3 protein-coding genes are annotated in these 3,023 nt (G+C 76.4%); all 3 read right to left on the reverse strand.

Annotated elements, in window-relative coordinates; genetic code table 11:
* Nucleotides 1-723: ADP-ribosylglycohydrolase family protein (locus Q7T67_RS05770; RefSeq protein ID WP_304786904.1), on the reverse strand; the 723-nt coding region annotated here is incomplete at its 3' end.
* Nucleotides 724-845: 122 nt separating this feature from the next.
* Nucleotides 846-1,661 carry a hypothetical protein gene (locus tag Q7T67_RS05775; RefSeq protein ID WP_304786906.1) on the reverse strand — a complete coding sequence of 272 codons (816 nt, stop codon included), beginning with the start codon at nucleotides 1,659-1,661 and terminating at the stop codon, nucleotides 846-848.
* A gap of 48 nt (nucleotides 1,662-1,709) precedes the next feature.
* Nucleotides 1,710-3,023 (reverse strand): ATP-binding protein (locus Q7T67_RS05780; RefSeq protein ID WP_304786908.1); only part of this gene is annotated, 1,314 nt, incomplete at its 5' end.

Consider the following 3,023-nt stretch of genomic DNA (forward strand, 5'->3'; position numbering starts at 1 on the left):
GGCCGCGCCGCCGCCGGCCGCGCCGCCGCCGGCCGCACCGTTGCCCGCCGGTCCGTCGACCGCGGCCCGGAATGACCCCGCCGTCACCCGTCGCACCTCATCGGCCAGGAACTTCGGCGGCAGGAACCGCGCGTCCGGACCGAGGACGCTCTCGCGGTCGCCGCCGTTCAGCGCGTCGACGAGGAGCGCCGCGAACACCTTCGCCGCGTCGCGCGCGCCCTTGTGGCCGTGGGTGGCGTTCGACTCGCGATTCGTGGCGTTGATCGCGGCGCCGCGCGAGAACGTGTGGGCCAGCGCGACGGGGGCCAGGCGCATCAGCACGCCGTTGCCGCCGGCCTCGGGGAAGGCGGTCCCCGCCGACGGGTCGCCGGTCTGCTCGAACCGCTCGAGCGCCTGGCGGGTCGCGTTCCCGATGTCGAAGCAGCGGCCGGTGCTCGACCGCTCGCCCTCGCGGTACCAGCGGACGTAGCGCGCGAGGGCGTCGGCCGGGTCGTGCTGCCGCCGCTCGAGCAGGCTGTCGGCCAGGCAGAGCGCCATCGAGGTGTCGTCGGTCCACGCGCCGGCGGGCAGCCCGAACGGCCCGCCGCCGACGATGTCGGTCACGGGCTCGAACGTCCCGGGCAGGGAGAACTCGACGGTGGTGCCGAGCGCGTCGCCGACGGCCAGGCCGAGCAGGGCGCCGCGAAAGCGATCGGCGCGGGACGGAGGAGGGGTGTCGGGCATGGTCACCGGAGGAGGTCGCGGGTCTCCGGGCGATCCTGACAGCGCGGGTGGTTCAAGGGAGACGTTGCGAGAACGAGCCCGCCGCCGCGCCCCGGGTCAGGCCCTCGCCGCCGCGCCCCGCCTCAATCCTTCGCGGCCGCGTCCGCCCGGCACGCCACCTGCGCGGTCAGCGGGCCGCCCGCCAGCGTGGCGTCGGCCGTCGCCTCGAACGTGATGATCCGCCGGACGTGGTCGCCCACCCGCGGGTCCGCGACGAGCGCCTCGGCCAGCTCGCACGCCTTGACCTTCGCCTGCCCCATCAGGTCGGCCTCGGGGAAGTCGACGAGCAGGATCACCGCGTCCAGTCGCCCGTCGGTGCGCAGGTTGTGGTGCAGGTCTAGGCGGTCGCGCTGGGGCTCCGTCGACAGGAGCGCCGCCGCGGCGAGGACCTGGATCAGCGCGCAGATCGGGTCCTTGTCGTTGCGGATCTTGATCTCGCCGACCGCGGGGGCGCCGTCGTCGGCCTCGAGGAGCAGGTCGACCTTCATCGCCGAGTTGGCCGGGCCGTCGGCGATCTCCTGCCGCGGGTCGTCGAATCGCGCGCGGCCCGTGGTGCGCTGGGCGACGATCTCGCGCTCGACGTAGCGGTAGGCCAGCGGGTCGTCCTCCGCGGGCTGCAGCCGGCCCTGGGCCTTCAGCCGCAGCGCGACGCTCAACGTGCTGCGCACGTCGTCGACCTCCGCCTCGGTCCGCGCCCGCGTGTTCGGATCGCGGAACGGCTCGTCGCGGTTGTCGTACCCGTCGAGCTGCTCGATCGACCGGGCGAACGCGGCGGCGATCGTCTCGACCGGGTCCTCCCGGGCCGCCCAGTCCAGCCGCGCCTGCGGGCCGCCCGGCCGCTTGCACACGTCCCGGTACAACAGGTCGATGTCGGTGCGAGGGATCAGCGACGGAGGCACCGCCCGACCCTCGCAGAGCGGGTGGGGCCCAGGGGACGGATTGCTGCCTCAGCCCCGCGTCAGCTCCTCCACCCGCACCCCGTCGCCGCCGGCCGCGTCGACCAGCAGGTCCCGCGTCGCGGGGTGGCAGGTGAAGAACAGGACCTGGTGCTCGCGGGCGACCTCGGCCACGACCTCGGCGACCGCCCGCGAGCGGTCGGGCGAGAAGTTGACCAGGACGTCGTCCATCACCAGCGGCAGGGGCGTCGCGTCGCGGGCGGTGCGACCGACGAGCGCGAGGCGCAGCGCCAGGTAGAGCTGCTCGCGGGTGCCGCGGGAGAGCGTCGCCGGGTCGAGCGCCGCCCCGTGCGCGGTGAGCACCTGCAGGACGGGTGTCTGCTTGCCGCGCCGCTCCTGCAAGGTCTGGCGGACGTCGGTGTAGCGACCGTCCGTGATGCGCGCGAACCACGCCGAGGCGTCGCGCAGCACCGTCGGCTGGCGGTCACGGACGAACGCGTCGAGGGTCCGGCCGATGAGCTCACGGGCCCGGACGGTCGTGCGCAGCTCGGTCAGCAGCCGCGCGGCGTCGGCGCGGACCTGCTCGATCTCGCCGTCGATCCGTGGCAGGTCGACGGACGCCTCGAGCGCCTCGCGGTCGCGCGTCGAATCGGTCCGGGCGGCGATCGCGGCGGTGCGCTCCTCGTCGACGCGGGGCAGCTCGACGTCCAACTCCTCGCGCCGGGCCGCCCAGTCGCTCACCGCACCGGTGCGGGCCTCGGTGATCAGGGCGTCGCCGTCGGGCCCGCCGCCGGCCTCGGCGCGGACGGCCTCGTCGCCCTCACGCACCGATGCATCGAGCGCCTCGCGACGGTCGGTCTCGACGCGGGCCTGCTCGAGCGCGGAGAGGTCGGCGGCGCCGGTCGCGGCCAGCACGGCGTCGCGGTCGGCCTCGCGCGACGTCGCCCGGGAGGCCAGGCGGTCGGCCTCGGCGGCGTCCTCGGCGTCGCGCTCCTGCAGCGCCGCGCGTCGGGCCGCGCGTGCGACCGCGGATTGCGCAGCGGCGTGGGCGTCGGTGACGGCGAGGAGGATCGCGTCGTGGTGGACCGGGGCGGGGGGAGCGGTCGCGGCGTGGAAGCCCGGGACGGGGACCGTGGCCTCGCCGACGGGAGAGTCCGGGCCCGCGGGGCTCGGGCCCCCGGCGATGGCGGACCCGACGCCTCCGGACGGCTCGCCCCATCCCGCCCGCACCAGCACCCCGGCCGCCCGCCCGCTCCACGCCTCGAGCGCGTCGTCCGCCTCGCGGGCCGCCGACGCCGCGTCGGCTGCGGCCCGGACGGCGTCCTGGGCCCGTTCGAGCGCGCCGAGCAGCGCGGCGGCGTCCTC

This window comes from Patulibacter sp., assembly GCF_030655195.1.
Lineage (GTDB): Bacteria > Actinomycetota > Thermoleophilia > Solirubrobacterales > Solirubrobacteraceae > Patulibacter.